The 25,177-nt window shown below is 36.8% G+C and carries 21 protein-coding genes; 5 read left to right on the top strand and 16 right to left on the bottom strand.

The genetic code is table 11. The features are described from left to right. Window positions 1–33 precede the first annotated feature (33 nt). Window positions 34–1,071, bottom strand: coding sequence for a MupG family TIM beta-alpha barrel fold protein (locus AAG186_RS04450; RefSeq protein WP_200549107.1), 1,038 nt, complete (start codon window positions 1,069–1,071; stop codon window positions 34–36). 3 nt (window positions 1,072–1,074) lie between these two features. Next, window positions 1,075–2,376 carry a PTS transporter subunit EIIC gene (locus tag AAG186_RS04445; protein ID WP_342621272.1) on the bottom strand — a complete coding sequence of 434 codons (1,302 nt, stop codon included), beginning with the start codon at window positions 2,374–2,376 and terminating at the stop codon, window positions 1,075–1,077. A 171-nt stretch (window positions 2,377–2,547) separates the two neighbouring features. On the opposite strand from AAG186_RS04445, the gene AAG186_RS04440 reads away from it, so the two are divergent. Further along, window positions 2,548–2,778 carry a hypothetical protein gene (locus tag AAG186_RS04440; RefSeq protein ID WP_125164513.1) on the top strand — a complete coding sequence of 77 codons (231 nt, stop codon included), beginning with the start codon at window positions 2,548–2,550 and terminating at the stop codon, window positions 2,776–2,778. Window positions 2,779–2,851: 73 nt separating this feature from the next. On the opposite strand, the gene AAG186_RS04435 is transcribed toward AAG186_RS04440, so the two are convergent. The 3 genes from AAG186_RS04435 to AAG186_RS04425 all read right to left on the bottom strand — a co-directional run bounded on the left by AAG186_RS04435 (window position 2,852) and on the right by AAG186_RS04425 (window position 6,317). Next, complete coding sequence (locus tag AAG186_RS04435) at window positions 2,852–4,015, bottom strand: VanZ family protein (RefSeq protein ID WP_342621271.1); 1,164 nt, start codon at window positions 4,013–4,015, stop codon at window positions 2,852–2,854. Between the two features lie 14 nt (window positions 4,016–4,029). Continuing rightward, on the bottom strand, window positions 4,030–5,613 hold the full coding sequence (locus AAG186_RS04430) for an ATP-binding cassette domain-containing protein (RefSeq protein ID WP_161636463.1): 1,584 nt from the start codon (window positions 5,611–5,613) through the stop codon (window positions 4,030–4,032). 158 nt (window positions 5,614–5,771) lie between these two features. After that, window positions 5,772–6,317, bottom strand: a complete 546-nt coding sequence (locus AAG186_RS04425) for a carbonic anhydrase (protein WP_342621270.1) — start codon at window positions 6,315–6,317, stop codon at window positions 5,772–5,774. A 173-nt stretch (window positions 6,318–6,490) separates the two neighbouring features. Here AAG186_RS04425 and AAG186_RS04420 point away from each other — a divergent pair, with 173 nt between their 5' ends. From AAG186_RS04420 to brnQ, 3 genes are all read left to right on the top strand, one after another. Next, complete coding sequence (locus AAG186_RS04420; protein ID WP_161636464.1) at window positions 6,491–7,738, top strand: competence/damage-inducible protein A; 1,248 nt, start codon at window positions 6,491–6,493, stop codon at window positions 7,736–7,738. Window positions 7,739–8,062: 324 nt separating this feature from the next. Beyond that, window positions 8,063–8,575: a hypothetical protein gene (locus tag AAG186_RS04415; RefSeq protein ID WP_342621268.1), complete on the top strand. Its 513-nt coding sequence runs from the start codon at window positions 8,063–8,065 to the stop codon at window positions 8,573–8,575. A 63-nt stretch (window positions 8,576–8,638) separates the two neighbouring features. Beyond that, window positions 8,639–9,931 carry a branched-chain amino acid transport system II carrier protein gene (gene brnQ / locus AAG186_RS04410; protein WP_342621266.1) on the top strand — a complete coding sequence of 431 codons (1,293 nt, stop codon included), beginning with the start codon at window positions 8,639–8,641 and terminating at the stop codon, window positions 9,929–9,931. A gap of 24 nt (window positions 9,932–9,955) precedes the next feature. On the opposite strand, the gene AAG186_RS04405 is transcribed toward brnQ, so the two are convergent. The 4 genes from AAG186_RS04405 to AAG186_RS04390 all read right to left on the bottom strand — a co-directional run bounded on the left by AAG186_RS04405 (window position 9,956) and on the right by AAG186_RS04390 (window position 15,335). Then, the gene (locus tag AAG186_RS04405) at window positions 9,956–12,100 is read right to left on the bottom strand and encodes a hypothetical protein (protein ID WP_342621265.1); all 2,145 of its coding nucleotides are present in this window, start codon (window positions 12,098–12,100) and stop codon (window positions 9,956–9,958) included. Beyond that, window positions 12,090–14,198, bottom strand: a complete 2,109-nt coding sequence (locus AAG186_RS04400) for an MMPL family transporter (RefSeq protein ID WP_161636468.1) — start codon at window positions 14,196–14,198, stop codon at window positions 12,090–12,092. Before AAG186_RS04400 ends, AAG186_RS04405 begins: the two co-directional genes overlap by 11 nt. Before the next feature lie 4 nt (window positions 14,199–14,202). Continuing rightward, the gene (locus AAG186_RS04395; protein ID WP_161636469.1) at window positions 14,203–14,790 is read right to left on the bottom strand and encodes a TetR/AcrR family transcriptional regulator; all 588 of its coding nucleotides are present in this window, start codon (window positions 14,788–14,790) and stop codon (window positions 14,203–14,205) included. Between the two features lie 167 nt (window positions 14,791–14,957). Then, on the bottom strand, window positions 14,958–15,335 hold the full coding sequence (locus AAG186_RS04390) for a cytidine deaminase (RefSeq protein ID WP_125164520.1): 378 nt from the start codon (window positions 15,333–15,335) through the stop codon (window positions 14,958–14,960). A 279-nt stretch (window positions 15,336–15,614) separates the two neighbouring features. On the opposite strand from AAG186_RS04390, the gene AAG186_RS04385 reads away from it, so the two are divergent. Continuing rightward, entirely contained in the window at window positions 15,615–17,687 is a 2,073-nt protein-coding gene (locus AAG186_RS04385; protein ID WP_342621264.1) for a glutamine synthetase III, read from the top strand. Between the two features lie 36 nt (window positions 17,688–17,723). Here AAG186_RS04385 and AAG186_RS04380 read toward each other — a convergent pair whose 3' ends face one another. The 7 genes from AAG186_RS04380 to cpaB are packed head-to-tail and all read right to left on the bottom strand — an operon-like array spanning window position 17,724 to window position 25,160. Next, a complete protein-coding gene (locus AAG186_RS04380; protein ID WP_342621263.1) occupies window positions 17,724–19,556 on the bottom strand; it encodes a hypothetical protein in 1,833 nt (610 codons plus the stop codon). Window position 19,557: 1 nt separating this feature from the next. Beyond that, window positions 19,558–19,869: a DUF192 domain-containing protein gene (locus tag AAG186_RS04375; protein WP_125164523.1), complete on the bottom strand. Its 312-nt coding sequence runs from the start codon at window positions 19,867–19,869 to the stop codon at window positions 19,558–19,560. Continuing rightward, window positions 19,869–20,789 (bottom strand): type II secretion system F family protein, encoded by a 921-nt coding sequence (locus AAG186_RS04370; RefSeq protein WP_161636472.1) that lies wholly within the window; start codon window positions 20,787–20,789, stop codon window positions 19,869–19,871. The genes AAG186_RS04375 and AAG186_RS04370 overlap by 1 nt, the downstream gene beginning before the upstream one ends. Before the next feature lie 9 nt (window positions 20,790–20,798). After that, window positions 20,799–21,734, bottom strand: a complete 936-nt coding sequence (locus AAG186_RS04365) for a type II secretion system F family protein (RefSeq protein WP_228410252.1) — start codon at window positions 21,732–21,734, stop codon at window positions 20,799–20,801. Beyond that, window positions 21,734–23,098: a CpaF family protein gene (locus tag AAG186_RS04360; protein ID WP_161636473.1), complete on the bottom strand. Its 1,365-nt coding sequence runs from the start codon at window positions 23,096–23,098 to the stop codon at window positions 21,734–21,736. Before AAG186_RS04360 ends, AAG186_RS04365 begins: the two co-directional genes overlap by 1 nt. Next, the gene (locus AAG186_RS04355; protein ID WP_161636474.1) at window positions 23,098–24,336 is read right to left on the bottom strand and encodes a P-loop NTPase; all 1,239 of its coding nucleotides are present in this window, start codon (window positions 24,334–24,336) and stop codon (window positions 23,098–23,100) included. Before AAG186_RS04355 ends, AAG186_RS04360 begins: the two co-directional genes overlap by 1 nt. Before the next feature lie 14 nt (window positions 24,337–24,350). Further along, entirely contained in the window at window positions 24,351–25,160 is an 810-nt protein-coding gene (gene cpaB, locus AAG186_RS04350; protein WP_125164526.1) for a Flp pilus assembly protein CpaB, read from the bottom strand. Window positions 25,161–25,177: the final 17 nt, after the last annotated feature.

The following is a 25,177-nucleotide window of genomic DNA, read 5'->3' as shown; positions in this document are numbered from 1 at the left end:
ATAATATTTTAAAAAAGAAGGATTGAATCCTTCTTAGTCAATGCGTACAAATTTAATTTTAGTATAACGATCAATGGAACATACAAGATCAACATAGTCTGGATGTATAAATCCGATTACATTTGTTCGAGCATCCATTGGAAATGCTTTCTTACAAATTTGCATTTCACCACTGTAACGTCCAGATAATTCGTTTTCGATGGTAATGGCTCCACGAACCCGTGCGCCATTATCCATTACAGGAATTCCCGGAATCCGTGGTGTTAACATACGAATAACATGTTCCGATAAATCCTTACGAACTTCAAACGTTTTATCATACATTGAAGGTGCATGCTTACTAAAAAATGCAGGTATATGCATGATTGAGTCTTTCATATACGATTCAATATAAAATAATGTTTCAAGGTGTGCTTTACTATCACCAATTAAAATATCTGTGATACCACAATCATGCATGAGCTCTACAGCTGCAAGATATGGATTACATTGACGATGTTTCTCAACCGTTGGTAAGCCTTCGTAAAGTGGGAATCGTTTTAGCGCATCCCCTGGAACAAATGCCATAATTTTAATTTTATGTCGAATAAACACTTCATTAATTTTTTTAAAATAATCTAATGAAAGTCCCGTCTCTGTTTTAGGATAAAAGTTATGTAAAACAGAAATGTTATTAAAATCGACACCCGCTTCCAAAGCATCGAGAATATACGGTTCATTTACAACACTTGCATTTAACATTAAGTCAAAATCTTTTTGAAGTGCTTTAACGATTTCAAAATCATCAAATCCGTAATCCAAACGCAATGACGTAAATCCAAGTTCTTTTAATGCTTGATAGTCATTGGGCTTAATGCCTAATTTCTCAAACGTTGCGGGTGAGATATCAGGTACCAATTCAAGACCCAATCGTTTTACTTCTGCTAAGAATTTTGGCATTTCTTGATCCAGTTTCGACAAATCTTCTTCTGGGATATGGAGTGAAGTAAATAAATACTTCACTCCAATGGCAGCAGCAGCTTCCAAATACCCATAATCTAAATCTTTAAAATAACTCGAAATACCTAACATAATTTAATTTTCTTTCGCTTCTTCTACAGCAGCCATTTCAGCAAGGTCATTTTTCTCCATTGCTTTAACAAATGGATAGAAGCAGAGGAACATAAATACCCATCCAACAAGGACGAATACGGTTGCAGGAATACTTCCAGCTGTCGCTAAATAAGTTTTAATTGGTGCAGGTGTAATCCAAGAAATCATTAATGCCGGTACAGGAATCACACCAATCGTTGTTAGAATAATTGCAGCAAGTGCAAGTACTAAGTAGCTTAAGATAAATGGAATCATCATCAGTGGATTCAACATAATTGGTAATCCAAAGATAAGTGGTTCCCCGATATTGAATAACGATGCTGCTAAAGCAAGTTTACCCAGACCGCTTAAACGTGGCGATTTAGACATAATTAAGCAAAGTGATAATGGGAACAATCCTGTCCAAATATAGTTATCCATAAATACGGATGTATAAGTATGTGGTAAATTTGCAAGACTTCCGGTAGCTTCAAATGCAGCAAGGTTTAATTGTGACATTTGACCCCAGAATGTTCCACCAACTGAGTTTACAATGTTTGAACCATGAATACCAACAGCCCATAAGATTCGGTTTAAAAGTGTTGCGATCATCACAACGATTGGTGAATCACCAACAGCTACTAATGGTTTGAACACACCAGCAATTAATTCTGGAATGTTTAATTGGAAAACATGACCGAGTAACCACCAGAATAAAATGACAAAGAAACTTGGAATTAGAGCGATAAATGATTGAGATACCATTGGTGGAACCCCTTCAGGCATTTTAATAACAAGTTTTTTATTAACAACGAAACGATAGATTTCAACAGTAATAATTGCCACAATCAGTGCCGCAAATACTCCAAGAGCTCCCATATACGTTGATGGAACCCCTGTAAACTTACCTTCAACACCATCAACCATTGTTGTAACAGTTTGTGCAGGATTTAAAAGTAAGAATGATGCAACCGCAAGAATCATTGGTTGAACAATATCATGATTTTCTCCGCGTTGTTTGTTGTAGTACTCTACTAAACCATAAGATGTCGTGATAACAGTATATAAAGCAATAAATCCAGTACCGACTCCAGAAGCTGCCGCAATAACCCAGCGATTATCTCCTAAAAAATCAGTCCATGCTTTAACTGGGAATGATGCAACAAGTAAAAATACAGAACCAATAACTAATAAAGACATGATTCCAAGTCCAGTACGTTGCATTACTTGAACGTATTTCAATTGAGAAAATTTAATTAATGGTGGGGCAATCTTCTCTTCTATAAATTGTGTTAACTTCTCCATATTAACTCCCTTTCTTGCACTTGTTAGTGCTTACATATGAATAGTAACCGATTTCAAAATATATTTCAACCTTTCTTTGTAAATATTGGAATAATATTTCAATATATTCGTTTTTTATTGTAATCGGTTCCATATTTTGCTAATATGATTTTGTAGAAAGAGGTATAAATTATGAATACAATTATTATTAATAGTCCTATTATGCAAAAGCAAATTCAAAAAATTGTTGAAGGAATGACAGATCCTAAATGTACATTTATTAAGAAAGATGGAATCAAGCTCTACTTTGAAACGGATATGGAAGACAAAGATGAAGCTTGCAAACGCATTAAAGCTGAAATTAAAAAGGATCCAATGGCGGGTGCAATTATGTTCACCGTTAAAGCAGATGAATACATTTAAATAAAAAGAAAAGAAAAGAAAACGTTCACGGATGCAGTGAACGTTTTTTTATACAAGATATCATGTTTTAATATTACCCGTCTATGTTGTGATCGGGGTATGTACTGACCATTTGTGTCTTAGAAATGCGTTCATAAAACATTCGATAATTCCTATGAAACATCGTTGATAGAACATGTATCATCATAAAAATCCAATAACCCATAATAATTAAAAGATAGAGCACTGAAGTGAGCGTATCGATGTATGGATTTGATGTCGAGAGCCCTTTAACGAGTAAACCACTTAGATCGCCAAATCGTATCATAAAGACATATACAAGAAGGCAACGCATCAAAATACCTTTAACTCTGGATTGTGATTCATCTACTTCAATTCGAATTTGCACGATAGACATTCCTAAGGTTGACCCTTGATGTGAAAGAGGCCATACAAAAAAGAAAAACATAAATCCCATAAAATGAGTCACGGACTCAAATGCTGGATATTGAGGAACCCCCGGCATTACCGCACGCATTCCAAGTGTAAAGATTGAAATCGCAAGCGTCATGATGACGCTATCTATTAGATATGCAATAAGACGTCTCACATACGTTACCGTTACAGATTTTTCCGCAGATTCGAGATCTAAAGCCTCGCGTGTAGGAAAGAAATAGGTCATTGCGGGTGCAATTGCATAACCTATTAATCCACCCATACTGTTTAAAATCAAATCATCAACATCAAACAATCGATAAGGTCCTGGATAAATCCCATAGAGACCAGTAATTTGTGTAAGTTCAAAAAACAGCGACAAGCTAAAACTTAAAATCAATGTTTTTTTCAAGTCACACTTAAAGTAATAACGAAGGTAAATCCCAAAGGGTAGTGTCATCACAATATTAAATACAGGTTGTGTGAACACCCCTTCGCGCAATCCGACAACAAGTGATCTTGGATCTGAGAAACGCATGGATGTTTCACGGATAAAGTCTGAAACAAACGTAAATGGAATGAGTTGAATCATCTCACGCCAATGTGTATGAACATGTTCACGCTCAGGTAACGGTAAAATCACAAGGTAAAATGCACAGAGCAAATAGAATATAAAACTGTAAACTACAAACGCACGCCACTTCGATACCGACCCATGTTTATGATAGTCATACATTAAATATGGAACTAGAATTGCGAATGCAATGAATGGAAAACTGATTAAAGCAGTTCGTATTGGATAGAGATAGGTTTGCATCATCATTTAACCTTTCAAATTTATTTGCGTTCTAAATATTCTTCGTAGGTTCCAAGATAATCAACGAGAGTACCATCTTCTTTAAATTCCATAATGCGTGTTGCCGTTGTTTCAATAATTTGATGATCATGTGAGGCAAGAAGAATTGTTCCTGGAAATTTAATAAGTGCATTATTAAGTGCGGTGATTGACTCCATATCAAGGTGGTTTGTTGGTTCATCAAGAATCAACACATTTTTACCCATGATCATCATTTTAGACATCATACAACGTACCTTTTCACCACCGGATAAAACATTAAGTTTTTTTAATGCGTCATCCCCCGCAAAAATCATTCGACCTAAAAAGCCGCGAACATAGGTCTCGTCTTTTTCGTCAGAAAATTCCATCAACCAATCAACAATTCGTGCGTCATTTTCAAAATCTTCATCAAAGTTTTTATTAAAATAACCATAATCAACGCTTGAACCCCAATGAACTGATCCTGCATCCGGTTGAACACGTTCCGTAATGATATCAAAAAAGCGTGATTTTGTGATTTCTTGATCACCCACAAAGGCTACCTTTTCACCATTTCCAATGGTGAAACTTAAATTAGTGAAAAGTTGTTTTCCTTCAAGGCTCGCACTTAGATCACTTACTTCCAATACGGAACTACCAAGATTACGTTTTGGTTTAAATTCAATAAATGGATAGCGACGTTTTGAAGGTACCATTTCATCGAGTTTAATTTTTGAGAGTGCTTGTTTACGTGATGTTGCTTGTTTTGATTTCGAAGCATTGGCACTGAAGCGGTCAATAAAATCTTGAAGTTCTTTAATTTTTTCTTCTTTTTTCTTATTTGCGTCTTTCATTTGACGAAGCATTAATTGACTGGATTCATACCAGAAGTCATAATTCCCAACAAATAATTGAATTTTACCAAAATCAATATCAGCAATATGTGTACACGTTTTATTTAAAAAGTGACGGTCATGTGATACAAGAATAACGGTGCTTTCAAAATTAATTAAAAATTCTTCAAGCCATTGAATTGCTTCAAGGTCAAGGTGGTTGGTAGGCTCATCAAGTAAAAGAATATCGGGATTACCAAAAATTGCTTGAGCTAATAAGACCTTAACTTTGTCCGAACCTGGGAGTTGTTCCATCTTGGCTTCATGGTATTGACGATCAACACCTAAACCATTTAAAAGTGTAAAAACCTCTGCTTCCGCATTCCAACCATCCATATCCGCAAATTGTTCTTCCAATTCTCCTGCGCGAATACCATCCGCTTCCGAGAAATCTTCCTTTGCGTAAATAACCTCTTTTTCTTTCATAATTTCATAAAGTTTTTCATTCCCCATGATAACTGTCTCTAAAACCGTATAATCATCAAATGCAAAGTGATCTTGCTTTAGAAATGAAAGACGTTTGCCACTTGGAATGGAGATGTGACCGCTTGTGGGTTCAAGTTCTCCCGATAAGAGTTTAAGGAAGGTTGATTTCCCTGCACCATTGGCTCCGATTACACCATAACAATTCCCTTCAGTAAATGTTATTGATACCTCTTCGAATAATGCCTTGCCATCAAACATTAACGATAAATTATTTGTACTAATCACTGATATTCTCCTTTAAATTCATTCAAACTCCTATTATAGAGTAAATTTATAAATAAACAATAAAAACAAGACAGATTTGTCTTGGTTTTTACATTACTTATCTGCATACTAGTATAGCAAATATTTGTGAATTTAGTACTCAAATGATATTAAAGCCATTATAGCCATGACACATTGCCGGTAGTGATGTCATAAAATGCACTGATAACTTTTACATCATGGCGTTGAATCGAGGAATTTTCCGCAATTTTAAGAGCTGTTTTTCGTGCGTGATTTGCTGAAGAAATGTCAATCCCTTCTTGCACTACATGCGCCTGAATCTGATCAACAATCGTTTTCAAATTCCCTTTTAAGGACAGTTGATGATAAGCAGCATTAATTGCGCCACATTGACTGTGCCCTAAAACAACAACCAAAGGTGTTTTAAGATTTTCAACCGCATATTCAATGCTTCCTAACACCGAAGCATCCGTAACATTCCCAGCATTTTGAATTAAAAACAAATCTCCCAACTTACAATCAAAAATAATATCAGGGGATACCCGTGAATCCGAACAACTTAGGATAATTGCATAAGGATTTTGTCCCTCCCCTAAGTCTTGCATGTCATGTTGTGAATGATGTGAATTTTTAACGGTTTGGTGGGTAAACCGAACATTACCAACCTTTAATAAATGAAGTGAATTTTCCCATTGATGCTTCATAAACGATTCTCCTCTTGCAATCTTTTAAATTAAACGATTTTCTGTGTTTTATTATAAAGTGAATCCACATCGAAACAAACGACTGTCATGAAACCTTCACAAAATGTCATTAAGAATTCTTCTCGTGTATTTAAGGTAAGAGTGCTATGATATTAAAAGAATGGAGCTGAATTATGAAAGCAGAAATTATTTGTGTAGGAACGGAATTGTTGTTAGGGGATGTTGTGAATACAAATGCGACATACATCGCGCAACAACTTGCAAGCAATGGAATCTTTTGTTATCACCAAAGTGTTGTTGGTGATAATCCAAACCGTCTGGAAGAGACGTTTAAAGAGGCGTTGAAACGAAGCGAACTCATTATTTTCACTGGAGGATTGGGCCCGACTTATGATGACTTAACCAAAGAAGTGATTGCAGAGGTCTTAGAACGCCCCCTTACCCTTCATCAACCTTCAATGAACAAACTTGAAGCATATTTTAAAACCACCGGCAGATCAATGACCGAAAATAATATCAAGCAAGCAATGATTCCACAAGGTGCCCATGTTTTTGAAAATTTATGCGGTACAGCTCCTGGAGTTTGTATTGAAACTAAGAATCATACCGTGATAATGTTGCCCGGTCCACCCCGTGAAATGACGATGATGTTTGAAACATCTGTGAACGATTATCTAAGCCAAAAGACTAACTTAGTACTTGTATCTCATAAACTCTATTTATTTGGAATTGGGGAATCAAAAGTTGAATCGATTTTAAAAGATAAAATGATCGATTATCAAAACCCTACCATCGCCCCCTATGTAGCGGATGGTAGTGTGATGTTGCGTGTTACAGCCAGTGGCAAAACCTACCAAGAAGCAGATGCACTCATTAAACCAGTTCTTGAAGAAATAAAAGACTTATTCTACGATTTTTATTACAGTACTGATATTCCCGCTTTGGAATCGGTGATCGTTCCCTTACTTGCAAGTAAAAATATGACGGTTGCAACTGCAGAAAGTTGTACCGGTGGGTTAATCAGTTCTCGAATAACGCGTGTATCCGGGAGCTCCCAAGTATTTAATTTAGGTGTGACAACATACTCAAATGAACAAAAACATAAAATTTTAAACATACCTCAAGCGTATTTTGAAACCGTGGGTGCTGTTTCACCTGAAGTGGCAGCGCAAATGGCCACAAACGTTCGATTATTGGCTGAATCGGATCTTGGAGTTGGGATAACCGGCATCGCTGGACCAACAGGCGGTTCTGATGAAAAACCTGTTGGTTTGGTTTATGTGGCTATAGCCACTGCGGAACGTGTATCTGTTAAAAGATTACAATTAGGACGAAATCATGCGAATGAGCGCATTCATATTCAAGAAATGGCAACGAACCATGCTTTGAAATTGATTTTAGACGAAGTTAAAAACAAATAAAAAAAACGATGTAGCTAAACGACAAAAGGCTACATCGTTTTCATGTCGAAATATATTCAAGGAGAAGTGCGAATATATTTTTCGGTCCAATGTATCGGGCATACATTTCCCCCCAGACCGTTCGACAAAGATAATAATAAGATCTAATTCTTAATATCACCTTAACTAAAACTTAAATCGATTTAAGGTCCCGAGACCACAATTCAAAATTCTTAAACAACACCTTCATTCAACAGAAAAATTCAAATCAAAGCGAAAGATATCCATTAATCAATAAAACAGTGTATAATCCTTATTATAGTGCATGAGCGGGGGATCAATATTATGAATAAAAAGAATCTCATAACCTACTTTCTATTAATATCGGTGTGTATTGGTTTGTTTATGTATTCATCTTTAAATCCATTTATGAAACACACACGTTTTTATAAATGCGGTAATGAATTGGAATCTCAACTCATTTTAACGCATACTGGATCTTACGTTATTCTCAATCAAGATGGAACCTTTTATAAAGATAATTATCATCGCACATTTTTAAGATCGTTTCGTTTAACAGACCATAAAGATGTACGGATTGCCTCTTTAAATAAATCCATTCGATTTAAATCGCGAAGTCATGGAGATATGGTCTGTCAACAGAACTACCTCAATGATGAACTCAAAAGCACTGACCGTATGGCACAATTAATTCGGAATCATCACAATCACTTGATTGAATTGAGTGACCTTATTAAGAATAAGGCGAATAATACCAGTCCTTTAATTACCTATAATACGATAGACTACCAAATAACTTTATTTGAAAAAAACTTCGACCATATTCTCGGTAATTAAGTTAATTTCACTTAAAATCCATCTTCACACTATAAACTAAAATTCTAGAAATTGGGGTCTGTTATGAATAAATTATCACGCCTTGAGATTCTCTCTCTCGGTATTACTGTTTTTTCCATGTTTTTTGGAGCGGGAAACCTTATTTTCCCATCCATGATCGGTTACCAATCGGGATACAACCTTCCGATATCGATTTTTTTCTTTTCTTTGTCCGCAGTATTTTTAACCTTTTTAGGAATCTGTGCAGTTGCGAAAGCAGAAGGATTTTATCCAATCGGATCAAAGGTTCATCCTTACTTCGCTACAGCTTTTACAGTTGTCATCTATATATCAATAGGCCCCGGCTTAGCGATCCCGCGTGCGGGTACAATGCCTTTTGAAATCGCAATAAAACCGATGTTGGCTGAGTCGCATTTAGGAATTGGTATGTTTGTTTATACGCTTGTATTCTTTGGTCTAGCTGGTTGGTTGTCAATGAAACCAAGTAAATTGGTGGATCGCATGGGAAAAGTTCTAACACCGATTCTTTTGAGTCTTTTAGTGCTTACTTCGATTTTAATTTTTTCAAATCATACGCAAATTATCCTCCCACCGCAAGATCCTTATCGTCTCCACCCTGCAACCGCGGCCTTTGTCGACGGATATATGACGATGGATGCGATTGGATCGCTTACCGTTGGGCTTGTCCTTTCGATGATTATTCGTGATTTCGGGGTTACAGACAAAAAAGTTATTCGCAAAACAACATATCGTGTTGGAGCAATTGCCGCAGTTTTATTATTTCTTGTATACATCCTTTTAGCGCTTTTAGGCTCTCATATCGCGCCAAGTTTACCCAATGCCACAAACGGTGCGGAAGTACTCATTGCGGTGTCATATGCCGCCTATGGCACTTATGGACCCATTGTACTTGGGATTATCTTTACCCTTGCATGCTTAACAACCTGTGTCGGTCTCATTACCTCATGCAGTAAATATTTCTCAGAGCTACTCAAAATTCTCAATTATGAAAAATTTGTCGTTTTACTTTCGAGTATAAGTTTAGTAATTGGAAACTTCGGACTCAATCAAATATTAGCCATCAGTTCACCAATACTGAGTGCAATCTATCCAATTGCGATTACATTGATACTCCTTACATTGATTGGGAACATCCCGGATATAACCTTTAAAATTACGACCATTGTTGTCGGAAGTATAAGCGTTATGTCAAGCATTAACCATGCTCAGAATACATTCTTTAAAATTGTAAGTGAACTTCCTTTACATCAACTTAAATTATCATGGGTAATTCCTGGAATTATCATTGCAATTGTCACGACGCTTTATGCAAACCTCACTCAAATTGAGGCGTAAAAAAAACGACCGAAGTCGTTTTTTTTATTTGCCGATCTTTTCTTTGATCCATGCAAAGAATCCTTTATGTTCTTTGACTGTTTCTTCAATTACTTTTGTTTCTTTCTCTTTTTTTATGGCTTCAGTTCTCATAATCATTTTCGAACTTCCTTCCATATCGGAGCCAAGACCACTTATTGTTGTGTTGCTTTCAGCAATTTCAATAAGCCCATCTTTCACATCCAGCACGCGAGTTAAATCATCAAGACTTATTTCATCATGTGACTTAGCTTCAGCGAGGCCTTCAGAAACCTTGTTGTTTAATTCCATTGAACCTTCAGCCAGTTTTGAGGATCCTGATTCAAGTTGAGAGCCGGCTACATATGCCTGAGTGGTTCCACTTGCAAGTGCATCGAGACCTTCTTTGACAGAACTTGATCCATCATTAAGTTGGTTCATTCCATTGGATAATTCCGTAGCACCTGAAGCAAGTTTTGATGATCCTTCCAATAAAAGCTTACTTCCTTCAAACGCCTCTTTTGATTTAGCATCAAGAACCATAGCGCCTTCGTTAAGTTTTTTTGCGTTTTCATTCAGTAACATCGAAACATTATCAAATTGTTCCAAACCGTTGTCCAGTTGGCCAAGACCCGTTAAAACAGCTTTTTGATTTGTATTCACAGTTTCAAGTCCTTGTTTCACGGCTTCACTACCCTCTACAAGTTTTGGAAGTTGTGAGTCGATTTGGCCATAAATTGAATTTACAGCTGCATTCGATTGTTCAAGGGCATGAACCGTTTTAACGAGTGCTTCGTATTCTTGTTGAATTTCTGTACGGTCTTTTTCTTCTGGAATGAGTGCAATTGCCTTTTCAAGTACAGACATTTGATCTTTCAATGATGCAATGGTTTGTGTAGATTGATTAATTTGATTTAATCCCATTGTATTAGCACCTTGAACTCCCGTTACACCGGTGACAACTTGATCAGTGCCTTCGGTAAGTTGTTGTGTTCCTGCATCAATTTGGGCCATACCTGAATTGAGTTTTGAAACTGAACCTTTAACTGGTTTCAATGCTTCAGAAGCCTTAACAAAACCATCACTTAACTGTGTTGCTTTTGACGCATACTGTGTCACACCTTCACTTAAAGCCATGTACCCATGACTTAACTGTGCAGCTTTTTCACCAAACAGCGAGGTATTGTCAGCAAGGGATTGTGCACCAACTGAACTGCGATAGATTCCATCGAAGAAAACACCTGCTCCAGATGAAAGTTCATGCGATCCATCGTTAATCTTACCAACTGCATTTACATAGTCAGTAATACCACTATTTAATTGATTTGAACCCTCCGATAATTGTTGTGTTCCATCAGCAAGTTGGTTGGCAGCATCTTTTAATGTATCAATGCTTCTTGCGATATCGTCAACACGATCGAAATGGTCTAATGCATCTAAATCAGGAATGTTTGAAGTTGCGGTAAAAACAATTGGACTCATTTCAAAATCTACAACATTCGCTTGGACTTCAATATGGTTATCAAGACCAAATAAGTCTTTAGTAATACCTAAATTCTCTTTCATCCCTGGAAGCACTGCAAAGGTTGCGATTTGATTGTTTCCATCTTGAATTAACTTACCCGTATTCACAGTAACATCTTTAAAGACGTCTGATGATAAGTTCATGACCGTTGCAACCAAATAAGGTGCATAGCCGTTCTTAGTACCTCCATTTTTTAATTTAATAGTGCGTGGATCGTTATTTTTAATGTCAATTGAAATTTTCAATCGACCACTTTGTCCTAGAATTTCTTCAGGACGAACCGTTTTACCATCTAAGGTATAGTGAATGGTTGTCTCAATTGGTAGAGCTTGTTCAAGATCACCTTGATAATACACATCTTTTTGATCGGTATTCCAAAGTACTGTATTTCCAGCAATTCCCGGTTGATCATCTGTTTTAACATTTACAATATTTTTTAGATTGGATTGATCCGTTACTGTTTTTAGTGCTTTATCTGAATGCAAGTGTACACTCGATACTTTATGGATGACCCGACCATCACTATCTAAATTTACAAATACAGTTTCATCTTTTTTTATGGGTTCATCTGCACTAACTGGTATAACTGCAACCATACTTATCGCAATTGCTCCACTGAGTGCACGGATTGAATTTTTAGTCTTCATTCGTTCTTACATCTCCTTTATTACGTTTGATCCATCCGCGTGTTGTTTTACTAATAATGCCTTCACAGCCAAGTAAAATACCCGGAAGGATAAATAAAATAACCAGCGTAGAAATGATCGCACCGCGTGCAATCATGCCACTTAAACTTGATACCAGTTCCATCTCCGAAATCATAGCGACGCCAACTGTTGAACCGAAAAACGCTAATCCGCTTGTTGTAATTGACTTAGCAGACTCTTTAACAGCGATTTCCATCGCATCATGTTTTTCTAAACCATTTCCACACTCTTCTTTAAATCGCGTAGTAAGCAGTATGGCGTAATCGACTGTAGCACCTAATTGGATAGAACCAATTACAATACCGGCGATAAAAGGTATTGATGATCCCATATAGAATGGAACACTCATGTTTATAAAGATGGCAAGCATAATTGCGGCGATTAGAAGAACCGGAATCGATACAGACATAAAGACAAGGGCAATAATGATAAATACTGCCGCAAAGCTTAGCGTATTAACACGAGCAAAGTCTTCGTCCGCAATATCAATGAGGTCTTTCGTTAATACCCCTTCTCCAGTTAATAATGCGTTGTCATCGTAACGTTTCATAATTGAAGAAATTGCTTCAATTTGTTGATTTTCTTCATCCGTAGCGGATTTAAATGAAGAATTAATAATTAAACGTTTGTAATCACCTTTTTCAAAGATTGAAACAACTTTTTCTGGTAAGAATGATTCTGGGATTGTTGGTCCTACATATTTTTGATATGAAATAACATTTTCAATGCCATCTAACGCTTCGATTTCTTTAATCATTCGGGTGATTTCGAAATCAGGAACCGTATTCGGAATAACAGCGAAATGTGTTGTTTGCATATTATAATCATCTTTAAGTTTTGTAAGTGCAACCATGGATGTCATATCTTTGGGTAAAGATTCATCAAGGTTATAGTAAACATCATTATTACTTTGGCCAATGTATGCCGGTACAAAAAGGATTGCACCAATTAATACAAAGGTTTTCGCATGACGTGTTACCAATTTAGATAGATGATCAAATTCTGGTAATATGGTGCGATGGCGCCATTTATGAATCGGACCATCGAAGATAAGAATTAATGAAGGTAAGACTGTCAATACAGATAAAACACCTAAGACAACACCTTTAGCCATTACAAATCCAATATCTTTACCAATGGTTAGATTCATAGCACCGATAGCTAAAAATCCTGCAACGGTTGTTAACGAACTCCCTACAATTGACGATGCGGTTGAAGCGATTGCAGAACCCATTGCGTGTTCTTTATTTGGATTTTTACGTAATTCTTCTTCATAACGATGCAATAAGAAAATTGAATAATCCAAAGTAACGCCCAATTGAAGTACTGCGGCTAAGGATTTGGTTATATATGATATTTGACCAAATATCACGTTTGTTCCAAAGTTATATGCGATTGCATAGCCTATACTTAATAGAATAATAAAGGGTATAATTGTTGACTCTAACGTCATTGCAAGCACTAAAGTAGCAAGTAGAACTGCAAGTCCCACATAAATGGGTGTTTGAGCATCAGCAAGCTCCTTCGTGTCTTTAAGTAATGCCGACATCCCACTCAGAAATGAATGGTCATCAAGCATTGATCGTATCTCACCAATTGCTTCATGGGTAAGCGGTGCTGCGTTTCCTTCTTCAAACTTAACGATCAGTAATGTTGAGTTTTCACGGAATAACAAGGATTGAACATCTTCCGGTAGCATTGTTGAGGGAACTGATGTATCTACGAGATCATCAACCCAAATAACATCTTCAACACCCTTAACCATTTTAATTTTTTCTTTGGTCTTTACGACATCTTTGTTTGTCATATTTTCTATGACTAACATTCCTGTAGAAGCACCACCAAATTCTCGGTCTAATATTTCTTGACCTTTAACCGACTCAGAATCTTTGGGAAGATAAGTTAAAATATCATAATTTATCTTCGTAGAAACTGTGCCGTAAAGCGATGGGATCAATAACAAGGTCGCAATGATTAAAATTATTTTGCGATGTTTTGCAATTGCATCTCCAAACGCTTGGGTAAAACCTTTCTTCACGAAATCATCTCCTAATAATACGTTTTATGGTATCAAACAGGAAAGGTTTCATGGTTTCTAAACTTGAAGGTTCCTCAAGAATGATTGTATTATACGCAATCGAACCGGTAAGTTCGATTACGATGTAAATCGTATGATCGATTTCCGCATCGGATATCCCTACATCTTTTAGGCCTTTCGTAAACATATGATAGATTAGGTTAATCTCTTCATAGTCTTCTTTTGCTCTTTTAAGAACCCCCCATGATAAATTCTTATGAATAAGCTTAAGCAGTAAACGATCTTTTTCTAAAAAATCAAGAATCACGTTTATAAAGAAGATTACTTCATCTTCAAAATGTTCAAATACATTTAAGTGTGTTTCATTTACTGCATAGACTAAGACATCGGAGCTTTTTTTAAAGATAATGCGATCTAAAATATCATACTTATCTTTGAAATAAAGATAAAACGTTCCTTTGCCAACACCTGCATGCTTCGCAATATCGCTGATTGATGTTTCATTAATACCATGACTTGTAAATAAATCATACGCTGCGTTATACAACTTGTTTTCTTTAAGTAACTTGTTTTTCTCAAGTTTAGATACCATATTTCCCTCCTCCGATACAAACTGACCATTGGTCATTATGTCAGCCGTTTTCTAGTTTAACACCAAACTGACCATTGGTCAACTTATTTAATTTGATTGTATCGTTTTTATTTTCTCTCAATCTATTATCGCATTATTCGCGCAATAAAAAAACACGGTTTCCCGTGTTAACATGCTGTGTAAGGCAAAAGTTGATCAAGAATTACTAAGTGATCTTTAGAAACCATGATCTCGCATTGTTTATTTTCAGAATTGATTTGTGCAAGCAAGTCACGTGTCTGACCTGAAGGTGCAATAATATCGCCCTTGCTGTTTACGGTCACCATCTTAATAAAATGTGATTGACCGGACTTTAAAGCTTCAGCAATGGCACTCACGCCTGAATTGCAACCTGCCTGAGTTACACTTTGTACTGAAATTCCGGTAAATACGGTTCCATCTTTTGATAGCATTGCAGTAGACTCACCATCTAATGATGCGTTGTCGGATAGCGCTACACATCTTGAATTTTGTAGTGCGATTTCAATTAATTCACTGTATTTCATACTTATCTCTCCTATTTCTTCGTAATTCTATCACAACAATTACACAATTAAAAGTGTTTTTGTTAAAATAAATATACATTTTAAAATCCATGAGTTTGTCAATTATTTTAAACGTTTTATTAAGTATACATTAAAATAATTCGTTTTCAATTCCTTACTAAAAACTCCAAAAATTTTATGAATTTTCCATTTTTTTTTAAAATAACCCAACAAACTAAAAAAAATCTTTACATTCATCCCAAAATATTTTATATTTGACAAGAAAAAAGGAGAAATACAATGAAGAAACCTTACGAAGATTTTGGATGTAAACTCTTCACAAAAGATGTGATGAGTGAATATTTACCACGTCCTGTTTTTGAACGCTGGCTGAGTGCAATCCAATATAAAGAGAAAATGGATATGGCAAATGCCGAAGCCATTGCTCATGCGATGAAAGTCTGGGCATTGGAGCATGGGGCAACTCATTATTCGCATTGGTTTCATCCCATGACCGGATCGAGCGCTGAGAAACATGATGCCTTCATCGAACCGGATCGAAATGGTAAGCCAATTACGCGATTCTCTGGCAAAACATTAATTAAAGGCGAAACGGATGGATCATCGTTTCCAAATGGCGGTTTAAGACAAACATTTGAAGCACGTGGCTATACCTATTGGGATGTAACCTCACCCGCATTTATCCGCGGTCATGTCCTGTTTATCCCTTCAATTTTTATTTCCTATCACGGTGAATCTTTAGATGAGAAAGCCCCTCTTTTAAAATCCATGGAGGCCTTAAGTAAGCAAGCCACACGTATCGTCAATCTCTTAGGTGATAAAAGTGTTACAAGTGTTGATGCCATGATTGGACTTGAACAAGAATATTTTTTGGTCAATGCGAAGCATTTTGAAAAACGCGAAGACTTAATATTTACTGGACGTACACTTTTAGGCGAAAATGCTCCGAAAGGTCAGGATTTAGTGGGACACTACTATGGGAATATTCCTTCAAATGTAGTTCATTATATGGAAGATGTGAATGATGAACTTTGGAAATTAGGTGTCTATAGTAAAGTAGAACATAATGAAGTTGCTCCAGCTCAATTTGAAATTGTAACCCACTTTGATAAAGCAAACATTGCGCTCGATCAAAACATGATTGTTATGGAAACATTGCAACGTGTTGCCAAAAAGCATCATTTATCTGCACTTTTACATGAAAAACCATTCAAAAATATCAATGGTTCAGGTAAACATAATAACTGGTCGTTGGTAACCAATACCGGGCATAATCTCTTTGAACCTGGAGAGCGTCCTCATGAAAATATTCGTTTCCTTGTATTCGTATGTGCGCTTGTGGAGGCAGTTGACTCGCACGCAGAATTACTACGCTTTGCAGCCTCCTCTGCAGGAAATGATCATCGTCTCGGCGCATCCGAAGCACCACCCGCAATAATTTCACTCTTTGTAGGTTCTGTTCTTGAGGAAATATTTAAGCAATTGGCCACCTCAAAGAAAATTAATATTGAAAAAGAAGTTCAATATTTTACTCCTCTTACAACACTGAGCGCTGTAACGAAAGATTACTCTGATCGTAACCGTACGTCACCTTTCGCATTTACTGGAAATAAGTTTGAGTTTAGAATGCCTGGTTCCTCGATTTGTAGTGCTTTTGTGAATACTGTATTGTGTTCAATTATGGCTGAATCGCTTGAACGTATTGCGAATGACTTAGAACAATTCAAGTATATTCAAGATATTCGCGAACATGCCCTTGGACACTGTCAGCGGATCATTAAGGCTCACCATCGAATTATTTTTGATGGCGATGCTTATCACGATAATTGGAAAGAAGAGGCATTACAACGTGGTTTACCAAATCTTGAGCACTATGTAGATTCTATCGCTTCAATGCTCTATCCCAATACAATTGCGCTATTTAAAAATACGGATGTTCTGAGTGAGCGTGAATTAGAAGCGCGTACCATCATCGTGCAGACACGCTTTATCAAAACCATCAACACCGAAGCAAACACATTACTTAAGATGGTAAAACAAGATATTATGCCTGCAATTGTCACCGCTATTAATCACCTATCAACCTCAGACAGTCAAAGCAGTTATATCCAACGTCAAATCACAAACCTTGAATCAAATCTTGACGCTCTGGATGCGGCCATAATAACGCTTGAAGACAAAATACTATTTGTTCATCAAATCACAGATTTAGAAGAAAAGGCATACGCAATGCATCATCAAATTCGACCAGAATTTGAGACGATACGAACCCTTGTTGATCAAATGGAACGAGTCATCGCAAAATCGCATTATCCCTTCCCTACCTACACTCAATTACTGTTTGAACTTTAACAAAAAAAGGTATTCAATTTGAATACCTTTTTCTTATTATGAATTGTACTTATAATGATCCATAAATGCATCTAACGTTTCTCTTTGAGCTTCAATTTGCTTATAAATTCGAGCAATCTCTTCTTCAAAGTCATTCTTAGTTGCAGTAGTTTCAGTAACCTTTGGAGTTGGTGCAAAGTTTGCGATCGGATCAACAACAGGATCTTGAATATTCATATGTTGAATACGAGTCCGTTCTTGCAAGGCATCATGAGATGGGTTTGTAAAATTAACACGTCCCATTAATGCTTCCATTTCTTTTTGCATATTCTGTAGTTTCTGAAAGAGTTGATTGATTTGGGTGTCTTTTTCATCGATAATCCGTTCAAAGTCTTGTCTGGGTTGCCCTTGAAACGTTTGTGTATCTAATCGTTCTTTAAGACGACGCACCTCATCGTTCAATCCTTTACGAACCTGATATTTGTCAATCATTTCTTGCTTAAGTTCTTCTTGCAATTGTGCAATTTCTTGTTTTAAAAGTGCACGTTCTTGATCGAATGTAAAAGATGGAGCATTGTTTACTTCTGCTTCCAAACGATTAATGATCATATCTTTCTTTTGCAGTAATTGATCATATTGTGTACGGATATCTTCTACACGTTGCATAATATTTGGTTGTAATTGAACTTGTTCAAGTTGTTGTGTTAAATTTTGAATTTTTTCTTGCAACAACATTACGGTCTCATCTTTTTCAGATGTCATCAGTTCAAGTTTTTTACTTAAAAATTCAACTTCATTGGTTAATGTTTCAACTGCCAAATCATCTTGATTGTTCATCGCTTCCACAGCATCATTAAGTTCTTGGATTTTGGCTTCAAGAGTCTTAATTTCCTCTTCTTTCTCATCAAGGACATATTGTGTATGTTCAATTGATTCCTGTTGCTCATCAATAGTACCTTGTTGATCCATGAGTCGGGCTTCAAATGCTTCGCGTTGCGTTTCAAGTGATTCGACCATACGAGCAGCTTCTTGTAGTGCATTATTGCGTTCAAGAATCATATCTTCTTTTTGATCGATTAAAGCCATAAAGTTTTCTTCTTGAGCTTGATACTCTTCTAAAATTTTCATGGTACGCGCAATTTCTGAATCTTTTTCAGCCAGTTTTGTTTCCATAACTAACATTTGCTCACGTAATTCATGGACTTCCGCATTGCTTGTCTCAAGTTCAATTTCTTTTTGTTTTAAAAGACGAACACTTTCTTCAAGTGCACGGTTCTTTTCTTGAAGACTTGCTTCAAGTTGATCAAGATATTGTTCAACTTTGATATTCTCTTCTTCATTTTCTTTCACTTGTTGGGTTAAAACGGATACTTCACCATGTGCACGTTCTAACTGTTCCTGGAGTGATTGATAGTGAGAAGATATTTTATCTAACTCTTCTTGTAATTCTCCACTAACGGCTTTATATTGATTTAATTCAGTTGAGAATTGTTGTTCTTGATGTTTAATATTCTCAGCTAATTCTTCATTTAAACCTTTAATGCGTTTGTACTCTTCTTCAATTTCAATCATTTTCGATTCCGCATCGGTAAATTGTGATTTAAGTAATGCGTTTTCTTGTGAAAGTGACGCTTTTTCAAGCAACATTTCTTTAATTTGAAATTCGAGGTTTCCTTGCATTTGTGAAACATTCTGTTCAATTTGTTCTACATATGCTTCTACACTACCGCGTGTATAGCCTCCGAAAAGTGTCTTTTTGAATTTATTTGATGATTCTTCGAGCTCATCATCTTCATCATCCTCGATGTCATTTGACGCATCAAATGTCGGCATGGCAAAGTCGTTTGATTTTGAATCATCACCAAAACTCATATCAAAAAAATCGTTCATCTTATCCCTCCTTCATAATTAATTCATGGAATGTAATATCACTTAGTGACGTTACAATTTCAGGTGACGCTTCAATTAGATGACGTGCACCCTTTACTTTTCTACCCAGACGCCAAGGTTTTATTATTTCATGGTCAATAATATTAAAGTCTTTATCTAAGTAGATTACGCAAATGTCAAACTTCATAAAACAAGTGTGAACACGAGCACAATGAAGAAATAACATCCCTTGATCTTCATTGATTTCTTTTCTTAACATCAAACCTTTAAAACGTGTTCCAAAGTTTGATGCAATCTCGAGGTTTTTTATCATTAGCGGCCTCCCAATGCTTCAATAATCGTCGGCACAGCAGGACCGAGCAGAATAATAAAGATAACAGGGAAAATAAAGAGCACCATTGGAATCAAAATCTTAACTGGAATTTTCGCAGCACGCTCTTCAACATCTTGACGATGTGAAGTACGAATCATTTGCGATTGACTCATCAATACATTTTGAAGTGAGATCCCAAGTTCGTCCGCTTGAATGATTGCGTTGGTAAAGGCTTTTACCTCTTCAATTTCAGTTCGTTCGGATAGTCGGTTTAATGCCTCTTTACGAGGTTTCCCCAACATAATTTCACGCTGACATATACGAAACTCATCAATCAACGGTCCTTCAGCTTTGGTTGTAACATGTCCGAGTGCTTGGTCAAAACTCAAACCAGCAACAACCGAAACACTTAAAATATCCATAACTTCAGGCAATTGTCCTTTGATAACTTTTTTACGTTTTGTTATCTTTCCCTCTAGTGAATAACGACGATATACGTATCCACCAGCCATTCCCATCAACATATACATAATTCGAGAAAATCCGCGTTGATGGGATGTAATTGCGAAATAAAGTCCTACCACCCCAAAACCGACAATAATGATTACGTTCATTGCCCGATAATCTTTTGGGTTGGTGGTAATTCCCGCTTTAAGCAAACGATCTGCGAGTTTTAGCTGCGATTCTGCTTTAACCGGTAACATTGTTGATACGGCATGAACCAATTTATCAACAATAGGTTGTAAGAAACGTTCTTGGAACGTTTTATCTAAAATGTCATCAGAACCATGTTTTTGTGTACTTGAATTCTTTGTTTCGTCGAGTCGCTTTTTAATCACAAGTGCTTTACCTGTTAATACACTCATTACGAAATCTACGAAGACATACGCAAAGATTGCTCCCGTAATAGCTTTTATCATGAATTCCTCCTACATCTCAATATTTGTTATTTTTTTGATCATAGCATAACCCATAATTTCAAGGGTTGCACTAACACCGAGCAGTGCATAACCAAACGGCGTGGTAAACACAGGCTCCATATATTCTTTATTAACCATCGAAATTAAGACTAAAACAACAATCGGAAGTCCCGCAATAACTTTTGCAGATGCATCCCCTTGTGCAGTAAGCGCCTTAATATTTTTTTGAATGGTAATACGTTCTCGAATTGCTTCACCGATATTATCCAAAACATCCGCAAGGTTTCCCCCTACTTGACGCTGAATGCTAACGGCGGTATTCATCAATTTCATTTCTTCAGATTCCATGCGTGTCGAAACTGCGGCAAGTGATTTTTCAATGTTCTCGCCCAATTCAACTTCACGGCAAACTTTTAGAAATTCAGGTCCAATTGGATCTGGTAAATCTTTTGCTATACTTGCAAGAGCTTGTTCAAAGGTAAATCCGGCACGCAAACTGTTTGAGAGAATCAATAAGGCATCCCCTAACTGTTGGCTAAATTTACCGATACGTTGTTTACGTTTCACCTTGATATACATTGGCGGACCTACAAGAGCAGCTACAAATGCAAAGAGCGTCACAATCATTCCTTTATCTAATGCAACACATATAACAACTGAAAACGCAGCGAGACCCAACCACATCTTTAGAAATTCATCAGGTCGTAAGTTAATTCCAGCCATTAAAAGATTATCTTTTAACTTTTCAGGAACTTCAATACTGATGGATTGTTTCTCTTTCTTTTGATCTTTTTTTGATTTTTTTGAATATCCGTATAAACTTTGTTTTTCAATTAAGTCAAGACGGTCTTTCAACATAATGAAGCGATGATAAATCAAATTTAATACAAACTGCAAGACAACAAGCGTAATATAACTAAGGCATGCTGCCATAATGATCCACATTATTTTTGGAACCACTCATCTTTCACAAGGATACCATTCGCTTCTAATGTATCAATGATGTATGGACGAATTCCTGTTGGCATAAATTTACCTTTAACTTTACCAGCAGCATCATAGCCCTCTTGTTTGAAAACAAAGATGTCTTGAAGGGTTACAATTTCTCCCTCCATCCCTGTAACTTCGGTGATCGATACAACTTTACGTGATCCATCACGAAGACGCGTTTGTTGAACAATAATATTAATCGCAGAAGCAATTTGTTCACGAATCGCTTTAATCGGCAAGTCCATTCCCGACATCATAACCATGGTTTCAAGACGTGAAACCATATCACGAGGTGTATTGGCGTGACCTGTCGCTAAAGAACCATCATGACCAGTATTCATCGCTTGTAACATGTCCAAGGCTTCTCCCGAACGAACCTCACCGATAATAATACGGTCAGGACGCATCCGTAAGGAGTTCTTTACCATGTCACGAATCGTTACCGCACCTTTACCTTCAACGTTAGCAGGGCGTGCTTCAAGGGTAATAACATGATTTTGCATCAACTGAATTTCAGCCGCATCTTCAATGGTTACGATACGTTCCGTTTCAGGAATAAAACTGGATAAAACGTTCAATAATGTGGTTTTCCCAGAACCAGTACCTCCAGAAACCACAACATTACAACGTCCCTTAACACAGGCTTCTAGAAATGCAGCCATCCCAAATGATATTGAATTAAAACCAATTAAGTCACTAATTTGAAGTGGTGTCGAATTAAACTTACGAATCGTAATTGTAGGGCCACTTAGCGCTACCGGAGGTACAATGGCATTAACACGGGAACCATCCGGTAACCGCGCATCTACCATTGGGTTTGCTTCATCACAACGTCGACCCAAGGGTGAAACAATCCGGTTAATAATTTGAGCTACGTGAGCATCATCTCTAAAGAAGACGTTGGATAACTCAAGACGACCCTTACGTTCAATATAAACGGTATTTGGACCGTTAACCATGATTTCAGAAATATCTTCATCCCGAATCAAAACTTCTAAAGGTCCCAACCCAGTAACATCATCAAATATTTCTTGAATAAGCTGTTCGCGTTTTGCTTTAGTCATGGCTTCTGCACGTTGGGTTAAACATTCTGTAATTATTTCACGAACATCAATGCCTTCTTTATCGCCGTGATTATCTTGAATGCGTGCATTATACGCATCAATAGTTTCACGGTGAATAATAGCTTTTAAATCTTTAAATTGGTCAACTTGAGGTTCGGCATCAACTTCAAATACACCAGGCATAAACGCTAGTCCATCACCGGAGCCGCCACCTTCAGTTGCTTTAGCACGTTCTAAGCGTTCTGATAACTTCATTATTTACCACCTTTTTTTCGTTTACCTTTTTTTGCTTTAGCAGGTTTTTCTTTAGGTTTTGGTAAGAATTTCGCAAGCAGTCCAGCAGGTCCCGCTTCTTGTTCATCAGGTGAATCAGATTGATCAATTTCATCCGCCATAACTTGATATGCCTTTGCGACACCCGATAATGGAGAATCAATCGCGATCGGTTTCCCTTGATTCAGTGCATCGATGGATGATTTTAAATCATAAGGAACGGTGTGCCATAATGGGAACTCCAAGACGCGTGAAACATCTTTAGGTTTTACACGACCCGGTTCTTCTTTTGCGACTACCAATTTAATTTTTTCATTACCTGCTAGTGAGGTTACAATCGACAAGCCTTTTTTCGTTCGTCGTAATGTTGGAATATCCATTCCGGTTACATAAATAATTGTTGATGAGAGATCAAAACATGACAAGTTAATGTTGTTAAATCCCATACTTGTATCAATAATCAAGTAATCATAATAGGAACGAAGTGAAGATACGATTTTTTCAATTTGAGAAACTGAAATGTTATCCGCAAATTCAGGACTGTTCGGTGCCGCAAGCACATTCACACCGGAAGGGTGAACAGCCATATATTTTCGGATGGTATCAACGTTTGGACTCGCCTGTTCTTGTAACAATTCTGCAAGGGTGTCTTTGGTCTCGATACGCATTGCTGTAGCGACTTCACCAAATTCTAGATCAAAGTCTAAAATCGCTACTTTTAATTTCTTTTGCGCAAGTTTAACCGCTAAGTTCATGGCAACGGTTGTACGACCAACACCACCCTTTGAACTGAATACTGTAATAACTTTTGATTTCCAGTTATTGGTTGAACTGTTCTCAAGCGCAATCAGTCGAGATGACTCATTACTGTGAATTCCTTTTAATTGCTGTATTAACGTTGAACGATCAATTTGCATTGGCAGGATATAATGAACACCTGTTTGCATTACCTTTTGCATCGTTTCACTTGTATATTCTTGAGTAAGAACTACAGGTACAGATTTAGGACGTAATAAATATATTTGTTGACAAACACGTTGCAGAATACTTTCATGAGAAGAATAAATTAGAACAATATCTGGTTTTGTTTTTGAGATATCATCTAAGACTTTGTTCTCATCGTTTGATTTACCTACGATGCGGATTTCGTCATCTTGTAGCATTGGAAAGAGTCGTTGAGCGACACTATCTTCAGCAAATACTAAAACTTTTAACTCCATCTAATTCTCCTTCTCTATTTCAATAAATCGCCTGTAATAACACCAGGAACTTTATCAACCTTGTCATGATCATGACTTCTTAAGATTGCACGGTTTGTACCTACGGATTCCGAAACCGCCAATTTCAACGCATCTTCTGCTGAAACAGCAAGTGTTACCGTCGTATACATTTTATCCGCTACTTTTTTATCATCAGGTAAGGTTTCTTGATCAATCGCAAGAACTTCCTTATTTTGTAAAAGGAGCACTGCTTTTTTCTCTTTTAAACCAAGTACAGGAATGCGTTCTTTACCATCAACTGCAGTCTCAACTGATCCAGCATACAACTGAGGATAGTTTTTCTTCAAATAATCATATTTTTGAAGTGTATCTTCTGGCAAGTCACTATCTAATACAGTGATAATATCAATTTTATTTCCGACACGGATTAATCCTTGCATCCCATATTGACCCTCAAGTTTAACAGTATAAGCACGCATATTGTCCGTAAGAACAGTACTTAACCCACTTGATCCTTGACCTACAACTTCAACCTTTTCTCCGGTAAACATATCGCCAACAGACATCTTCGTCGTTGTAACTTTTCCTACAACACGTTCCGCATCCGCAAAAGCACCTTCAGGTGCAGCGTCTTTATGAACATTTTTAACTTCTACCATATCTTGAGTAATACGAGTTTGTGCTGTAAGGGGTTTAAGCGCTACAACAACTTGCGTTAAATCTTTCTTCGGTATTTCCTTTTTTAAACCTTGGATTGGGTTCATTAACGCTAAAAGAAATACACCTGCAGCTACAACCACAGAAATTAATTTATTCTTATCCAAAGTAATTCCTCTTTCTT

Origin of the sequence: Erysipelothrix sp. P66, from assembly GCF_038682365.1 — a bacterium.
GTDB lineage: Bacteria > Bacillota_I > Bacilli_A > Erysipelotrichales > Erysipelotrichaceae > Erysipelothrix > Erysipelothrix piscisicarius.
Note: the sequence above shows the minus strand (reverse complement) of the source record. Positions and strands in the feature narration are given on the sequence as shown.

Bases quoted from the DNA above. Each gene is read 5' to 3' on its own strand.
- AAG186_RS04415 (WP_342621268.1), top strand. From the start codon at position 8,063: ATGAATAAAAAGAATCTCATAACCTACTTTCTATTAATATCGGTGTGT.
- AAG186_RS04425 (WP_342621270.1), bottom strand. From the start codon at position 6,317: ATGAAGCATCAATGGGAAAATTCACTTCATTTATTAAAGGTTGGTAAT.
- AAG186_RS04405 (WP_342621265.1), bottom strand. From the start codon at position 12,100: ATGAAGACTAAAAATTCAATCCGTGCACTCAGTGGAGCAATTGCGATA.
- AAG186_RS04360 (WP_161636473.1), bottom strand. From the start codon at position 23,098: ATGAAGTTATCAGAACGCTTAGAACGTGCTAAAGCAACTGAAGGTGGC.
- AAG186_RS04370 (WP_161636472.1), bottom strand. From the start codon at position 20,789: ATGATAAAAGCTATTACGGGAGCAATCTTTGCGTATGTCTTCGTAGAT.
- AAG186_RS04385 (WP_342621264.1), top strand. From the start codon at position 15,615: ATGAAGAAACCTTACGAAGATTTTGGATGTAAACTCTTCACAAAAGAT.
- AAG186_RS04375 (WP_125164523.1), bottom strand. From the start codon at position 19,869: ATGATAAAAAACCTCGAGATTGCATCAAACTTTGGAACACGTTTTAAA.
- brnQ (WP_342621266.1), top strand. From the start codon at position 8,639: ATGAATAAATTATCACGCCTTGAGATTCTCTCTCTCGGTATTACTGTT.
- AAG186_RS04355 (WP_161636474.1), bottom strand. From the start codon at position 24,336: ATGGAGTTAAAAGTTTTAGTATTTGCTGAAGATAGTGTCGCTCAACGA.
- AAG186_RS04420 (WP_161636464.1), top strand. From the start codon at position 6,491: ATGAAAGCAGAAATTATTTGTGTAGGAACGGAATTGTTGTTAGGGGAT.
- AAG186_RS04440 (WP_125164513.1), top strand. From the start codon at position 2,548: ATGAATACAATTATTATTAATAGTCCTATTATGCAAAAGCAAATTCAA.
- AAG186_RS04450 (WP_200549107.1), bottom strand. From the start codon at position 1,071: ATGTTAGGTATTTCGAGTTATTTTAAAGATTTAGATTATGGGTATTTG.
- AAG186_RS04435 (WP_342621271.1), bottom strand. From the start codon at position 4,015: ATGATGATGCAAACCTATCTCTATCCAATACGAACTGCTTTAATCAGT.
- AAG186_RS04395 (WP_161636469.1), bottom strand. From the start codon at position 14,790: ATGGTATCTAAACTTGAGAAAAACAAGTTACTTAAAGAAAACAAGTTG.
- AAG186_RS04445 (WP_342621272.1), bottom strand. From the start codon at position 2,376: ATGGAGAAGTTAACACAATTTATAGAAGAGAAGATTGCCCCACCATTA.
- AAG186_RS04365 (WP_228410252.1), bottom strand. From the start codon at position 21,734: ATGTGGATCATTATGGCAGCATGCCTTAGTTATATTACGCTTGTTGTC.
- AAG186_RS04380 (WP_342621263.1), bottom strand. From the start codon at position 19,556: ATGAACGATTTTTTTGATATGAGTTTTGGTGATGATTCAAAATCAAAC.
- AAG186_RS04390 (WP_125164520.1), bottom strand. From the start codon at position 15,335: ATGAAATACAGTGAATTAATTGAAATCGCACTACAAAATTCAAGATGT.